Here is a 5,853-nt window from a genome sequence, read left to right as displayed (position 1 = left end):
TGCAACCTGTCCAATTTCTTCTTCCAAACCTGTCCAAAATCTTCTTCAAGTCACAGCTTGATTATTTCCCCACAAAGTATTTTTGTAAGTCAAGCAAGTGCAAAACCACCAGAATCACCAAGCAAACCCCGGTCTCTGCCAGAGCCTAGTCTTCAACCTCTTAGCAATAACTTTAGTATTGCCGCACTGCCTTACTCTCGCTCCCATTCAATCAACTGCCCATCCGCCGCAACCAATCCCCACTGCGGACACTTCGCCACCAATTTCTTGATCACAATCCGCAAGGCAGGGTCATCCTCCCAGCATTCCATCAAAAACTCATTCCCTGGATTTTCGCGCAATTGTTCCGCCATCTTCAATTTCTCCATACGCCAAGGTCGCACTCTTGATCTCTCAACAACAGCCTCATACGACCATTTCTCAGGGTTGGAATCAGAGGTCACGGCACAAACGCCTTCATGATGGGCTTTTGGTTCCTGAGATAGCGAAGTAGAAGGGCTGGTTTCTGACACGGTAGGGACGGCGGAAACCGTGTCTTCATGGGGGGCAATCGCTTCATCACCCAAATCCTGGTTCTTTTCTGCCAACGAAGCAGATTGACTTTGTTGAGCTTGGTCTTGGGGCTGACTGGGATTTTCAAAATTTAGCACGACGGGCGCGGCGGAAGAATGGTCTTCATGACTGGTTCTCGGCTCATCACCCAAATCCTGGTTCTTTTTTACCAACGAAGCGGATTGACTTGGCACATCATCCACGAGCGTTAGCGTCGTGCAGTCCGTTACCGCAGGTAACTCTTCTTTCTCTTCCACGCTTTCGAGAGTCTGAGGCGAAGCACCCCTCAAGGGTGCGATTGCCTCCGGCACTGCGCTTCGCGCAATCGCCGCCTCATCATCACGCAAATTTTTGTTTTGCGTGGAAGAACCAACTACCTTACCACCCACTAAGGTGGTTGGTAAGGTAGTTAAAGAGTAGTTAGAAACGTTGTTAAGTTTCTGGAAGCCTTGGAAATCCTGGTTTTTTTGACCATTTTTTTGGAAATGATCCAAATCAGGTTGGATTTGTTTCACTTCGAGGTGGTTTTGGTTCGCTTCGGTGTGGTTGATTTCCTTCCCAGCGTGGACGGCTTTCTCGTCACAAGAATTCATTTCGCCTGACGTGGACGATTCCCAATAAAAACGATTGTAATAACAATACCATTGCCAATTTACGAGGGTTCAACGCCTGTAGAAACGGGATGAACACGACCTAAAGCAGTAAGCTTGGCAAAAATCTGGGTTAATAAAATAGGCTCAGGGATTTCGGGAAGCATTTTTAACATTTCACAAACATATCGAAAACCACGATAGTAAGCCTTAAGATCAATAATGCCCGAATCGGGATTATGCTGGCGAAAATCAGCCAGAAGATGGTGGGATAAATTGACCATGAAGAATGCTAGATTAGCAGCATTAGTCACAGGCGTTTGGCTTAAGTTCATAAAATCTTCTAGCCCCCAGAACGAGGACATCACGAAAATTGAACTCGATTTGAAAACGGAGTTTGTAGTAGTCGATTATCTTTTCGTATGACAACTTTAGGTCACTAGAAAATAGAATTACATGACTACGAGCATTAGTTTTAAGATTGGTTTTGACTACAACAACTATATTTAGTGCTTGAGCAAATTCCTTGTGGAGTAAAGTAGTTTGATAAATATCAGTTTTGATATCCTCCTCAATGCTACTTTTATACAAATATGCGTCAGGTATATTACAATAATCCAGCTTCTGCGCGTATTTACGACGAGAGCGACGATTAGGATCAGGGTTTTGGTAAGGTATGTATAATGCAGAATCATGGCGCAACTTGGAAATTATGTGCAAGTTAGCTTGACGAGCCATCTGCAAAGCATTATTGTTCCCAAAATGACCATCTAAGACCAAGTACGTCAGGGGGATAAAGTTAGCTATTAACAAGACTAACTCATTAATCATCTTCTTAATTCTTAGTAATTCAGATGTGAGAATAACCTCTGTTTTATTCTTGTTCTTGCTCCCTTTTGGTCGTCCACGCTTACGTTTCTCTAATGGTCTTATTTCTGGGGCTGGTGACAGGATACTTTTTTCTACATCGCTCTTGATTACCTGTTCTATCCGAATCGGAAACGAGTGCCTTTGTTCAACACTTACTAATGATAATGTAAAAAAAGATAGTCCTAATATAGGTTTGCTAACTAGGCTAGAAAAAAATCTATCCAGCCCATAAGGAAAGTTTTCCTGATTTACTCACTACAACTTCATCTCCTGCAAGCAAATACACCTCATTCGCACGGAACAAATGCTTGCGGAAAAATAGCCAAAACAACGTTGCCCAAGGTATTACTGTATGAAAGAACCTCAACATCGTCCGGTAACTACCACTAGTGCTTGTCCAACGTGAGATTCCCAACATAGTGACTCGCCCGCTCATCGCTAACATCGCCAGGATTATCTGGCTCATTCGACGCATCGTCGTAGCATTTATCTGCGGTAACAGGCATTGTAACAGTGATAGGATATCAGGCATGGGTTGATTGTGGCTTTTGAGTTGTCGTTTGGGAAGACAATAACTCTACTACAGAGCGCCCTCTCTCTTCACCCTCTTATTTTGGCTAAGGTATTGAATAACCGTGAAGGTTACGAACACGGTAGCTAATTAATCCTGGCCTACCAGAAGGCAAACGACCAAACACTTCCTCAAATTGAAACAGTCCTTGAGCCGTCAACGCTGCCCCTGCTTTTTGCAAAGATTTGTAGGTGAGGTTAGTATCGAGTTTATGGGCAGAACCCCCAAATTGTTCAGCCGCTACAGAGTCTAACCAAAGCTGTTGGACTGACGGAGGCTGCTGACGAACCCAGTTGATATCCTCAATTGATACTTTGCAATGTGGTCTAATCGATTTGTCTGCATCTGTTTGTTTGCGATCGCTTCGCTGTTTGCTACCACCGTTGATTGCTTTTAACGCTGTAGTCATAATTCCTCCTAAATTTTTCCATGACAATGTGAGCGACATTGCACCCATGCCGTCTTTAAGTTTTCTTGCTAGAGGCGAGTTTTATCTACTTTTTCTAGCCCTGCCAGAATCTCAACTCGTCTCGAAAGTACCTGTCAGTTTTCTTGGACTCGTTTCGCCAATGATCCCAAGCCACCACTACTTCCTCGCCTAAATCTTGCACCACCTCACCCCTCTCTACATACAAAGTGCGGTAAGGATCAGCATGAGACACGATAGAACCAACGCCAATAGTGTCCGGTTCAGTAGATGTGTTTTGGAGAGCAGTAATTAAATCAGTCTCTTCACTGGTTAATTCTGCCCAGTAGTCCTGTTTAATAACCTCGTATTCAGTAGCAACAGCACAATAGTCCTGCCAACTACACCCAGGTTTTGACAGCACCCGCCGAATATCACTAACCGCCTGGGGTAGCATTTCCAACTGCTCGGCTCGGTAAGCGATTGCCTTCGGCACTGCGCTCCGCGCAATCGCGCTTTGTGTCGGTTCACTTCCCAGAATGATTGCCGCCGCTTCCAGGGCTTGGGGATTTTTCATTGCACTGGCGAGGTTTTTCAATGCCATGCCCATGAGCCGTAAGCATTCTTGGGCATTTTCCTTGGGCGGTTCCTGGGCCAGCGATTGCGCGAGGCGCACTGCCAAAGGCAATCGCAAATCAATGGTTTTCTCCAAGGCTTGCTTCACTTGCTTGTTCAAAACTTTGGTCGCTTGTTGGGTCATGGTATTTCCCCACTGTTGAACCGGATGCTGTTGTACAGCGTGTTCTAATTCCTGAATGCGAGAAAGGAGTTGTTGATTTTCAATTTCCAGTTTCCGTAACCCCTCCATCTCCGAGAGGCGTTGCTGTAACTGAATATTTTCTTCTTTCTGTTGTTTGAATAGTTGTTGCAAGGATTGGATTTGTTCTTGTGCCTGGGCTTCGGCTTTAGCCCCTGCTTCTGCTTGTAGTCCAATCTTCAATTCCTGCTCTAGGCGATCTAACTCCTGCTGGTGTTGCTCTTTGAGTGCTGCGATCGCTTCCGTGTATTCTGCGGGGTAAGTCCGCTCACTCGATTCGGACACAATTGCGTCAGTCAAATCAGTGTTGTTTACCAACATCCTTTCACCATCAGCAAAAGTCACAATCTGTTGTGATATATTCGGTGCGTCTGCTTCAATAACTCCCTCTTCTTTATAACGGGGATGTGATTGTGATGAAATTTTGACCGATTGACACAATTGCGTTTGACTTTTTTCGCTTTTTGTGAAACGTTTAGCTGTTGGTGCAACCTGTTGTACCGCTTTGGCGAAGTCTGCGGCGGTGGGGAAAGGTTTTTCTTGGGACGCGATCACAACAGCTTGCTTTAACTTGTCGGGAGTTTTGACCAAGCGGAGTAAGGGTCGGGTTTGGGAAGGTTTGGTGATCTTGTGCCTCAAACCTTCTGGTAAGGTATCAACCACTCGCTTGGCTGCGAATAAATCCTTGACCCGTCGATATCCCCCATGTTTTGTCAATTCGCTTCCGCAATATTCTTCAAAGCTAGTGTATGCGCCATCTTGGTAATATTTGTTTTCTTGCATCAACCGTAGTTCATCCGATGCCTGCCACTCGAATCGGTCGATGGCGGCGAAGGTTTCCTGAATGCTGATGTTGAGATTGCTGTAGTCAATGGCTGAGGTTGTTTCGGAACAGTCTAGTGTCAGCATTGTTTCACCTTTATATGCTGCATATACACACAAAAAACATAGTCAGCGTGTTTGGGATTATGACACTGTTGCACCAGAAGCACCGCCAACCATACTATTAGATGCAGCCTTTTACGGCGTTTTTGACTTATTTTTAGTCGCTTATATAGGCGAACGGAATTAGCCCCCGTTGTGGTCAGGGGATTTTGTATTGTTGAAACCATTCGGACTCCGAAAATAAGCAGGATTAGGATTAATGTATTAACATTAGCAAAATTGTTAATACAAAACAACCTATCAAAAAACAAACCAGCTAAGTTTCCCTAGCTGGTTTGTCGCTTATTGCCTTAGTAACTTGCTCTCGCCATTGCCTGAGAGTACTATTCTCTTCTCTCAGGCGGCGGATTCCCCCAACATTTCGTACTGCTGTTGTTGCCACTGCATAAACTGCTGCTTCATTTCGGCGACTTCTGATTTCAGCTTTACTAACTCTGGATCAAGCTCATTTACTGGCTTTTCAGCTAAGTAAGAATCAATAAAATCCATTAATAACTTCGATACAGAGGTATTGCTAGCTTTGGCTTTATTCATCAAAGCCTCTTTTTTGTCTTCAGAGATCCTAATAATTATCTGTTTGTCTGCTGCCATCTCAATTCTCGTTGTTTATAACTTTCAATTTACACGCTATCAATAGCAAGTTGTATTAGCAAGTGTATAAACATAGCTTATCAACTTTCAGGACATACATCACCTAAAAGTGTTAACAATGTATGAACAAAAGTATTAACAAAATAGTATCTTAGATTTATGGGATAAGTAAAGCGGTTTCAGAAATCAGCTTTTATTTGCTCAGATCAAAAGGCGATCACTCCCCGTCCAAAGTTTGTGATCGCCCTCTGTAAAAACCTAACCCCGTGTAGAGGCAGGAGATCCTTATTATGACGCAATCAGTTTACACACAGCAAGCACCCTCAAGCTTCAAGCTTAATCAAATAGTTACAGTTGCAGATGTTCCCCTCAAAGACGAGCAAGTACTGGCCCAAGCAGAACTATACAGCCACCTCGAAACCCAAGCTGAAGCTGTAGCTCCAACCAAAGACCCCCCAGGGCGAACGCATCTAAATATAGTACCTATATACTAAGAGACGGAGAAAGGTAG

General features: G+C 44.2%; 6 protein-coding genes and 1 pseudogene. 2 read left to right on the top strand and 5 right to left on the bottom strand.

What is annotated here, in order from left to right; genetic code table 11:
- Nucleotides 1-191 precede the first annotated feature (191 nt).
- The 4 genes and pseudogenes from AC5JL8_RS02670 to AC5JL8_RS02655 form a co-directional block, all read right to left on the bottom strand.
- A complete protein-coding gene (locus tag AC5JL8_RS02670; protein WP_495878230.1) occupies nucleotides 192-1,145 on the bottom strand; it encodes a hypothetical protein in 954 nt (317 codons plus the stop codon).
- 59 nt (nucleotides 1,146-1,204) lie between these two features.
- Nucleotides 1,205-2,544: pseudogene (locus tag AC5JL8_RS02665) on the bottom strand (transposase).
- A gap of 85 nt (nucleotides 2,545-2,629) precedes the next feature.
- The gene (locus tag AC5JL8_RS02660) at nucleotides 2,630-2,992 is read right to left on the bottom strand and encodes a hypothetical protein (RefSeq protein WP_495878229.1); all 363 of its coding nucleotides are present in this window, start codon (nucleotides 2,990-2,992) and stop codon (nucleotides 2,630-2,632) included.
- Nucleotides 2,993-3,086: 94 nt separating this feature from the next.
- Entirely contained in the window at nucleotides 3,087-4,715 is a 1,629-nt protein-coding gene (locus AC5JL8_RS02655) for a hypothetical protein (protein ID WP_495878228.1), read from the bottom strand.
- Here AC5JL8_RS02655 and AC5JL8_RS02650 point away from each other — a divergent pair.
- Nucleotides 4,678-4,878 (top strand): hypothetical protein, encoded by a 201-nt coding sequence (locus AC5JL8_RS02650; protein WP_495878227.1) that lies wholly within the window; start codon nucleotides 4,678-4,680, stop codon nucleotides 4,876-4,878. The two genes, AC5JL8_RS02655 and AC5JL8_RS02650, sit on opposite strands and share 38 nt — an antisense overlap.
- Before the next feature lie 209 nt (nucleotides 4,879-5,087).
- On the opposite strand, the gene AC5JL8_RS02645 is transcribed toward AC5JL8_RS02650, so the two are convergent.
- A complete protein-coding gene (locus AC5JL8_RS02645) occupies nucleotides 5,088-5,342 on the bottom strand; it encodes a plasmid mobilization protein (protein ID WP_495878226.1) in 255 nt (84 codons plus the stop codon).
- Between the two features lie 290 nt (nucleotides 5,343-5,632).
- On the opposite strand from AC5JL8_RS02645, the gene AC5JL8_RS02640 reads away from it, so the two are divergent.
- Nucleotides 5,633-5,836 carry a hypothetical protein gene (locus AC5JL8_RS02640; protein WP_495878225.1) on the top strand — a complete coding sequence of 68 codons (204 nt, stop codon included), beginning with the start codon at nucleotides 5,633-5,635 and terminating at the stop codon, nucleotides 5,834-5,836.
- Nucleotides 5,837-5,853: the final 17 nt, after the last annotated feature.

This window comes from Mojavia sp., assembly GCF_059505145.1.
The sequence above is the reverse complement of the archived record's forward strand: the minus strand, read 5'-3'. Positions and strand labels throughout refer to the sequence as shown.

Excerpts from the sequence above, each read along its gene's own strand:
- AC5JL8_RS02670 (WP_495878230.1), bottom strand. The coding sequence starts at position 1,145 with ATGAATTCTTGTGACGAGAAAGCCGTCCACGCTGGGAAGGAAATCAAC.
- AC5JL8_RS02660 (WP_495878229.1), bottom strand. The coding sequence starts at position 2,992 with ATGACTACAGCGTTAAAAGCAATCAACGGTGGTAGCAAACAGCGAAGC.
- AC5JL8_RS02650 (WP_495878227.1), top strand. The coding sequence starts at position 4,678 with ATGGCTGAGGTTGTTTCGGAACAGTCTAGTGTCAGCATTGTTTCACCT.
- AC5JL8_RS02655 (WP_495878228.1), bottom strand. The coding sequence starts at position 4,715 with ATGCTGACACTAGACTGTTCCGAAACAACCTCAGCCATTGACTACAGC.
- AC5JL8_RS02645 (WP_495878226.1), bottom strand. The coding sequence starts at position 5,342 with ATGGCAGCAGACAAACAGATAATTATTAGGATCTCTGAAGACAAAAAA.
- AC5JL8_RS02640 (WP_495878225.1), top strand. The coding sequence starts at position 5,633 with ATGACGCAATCAGTTTACACACAGCAAGCACCCTCAAGCTTCAAGCTT.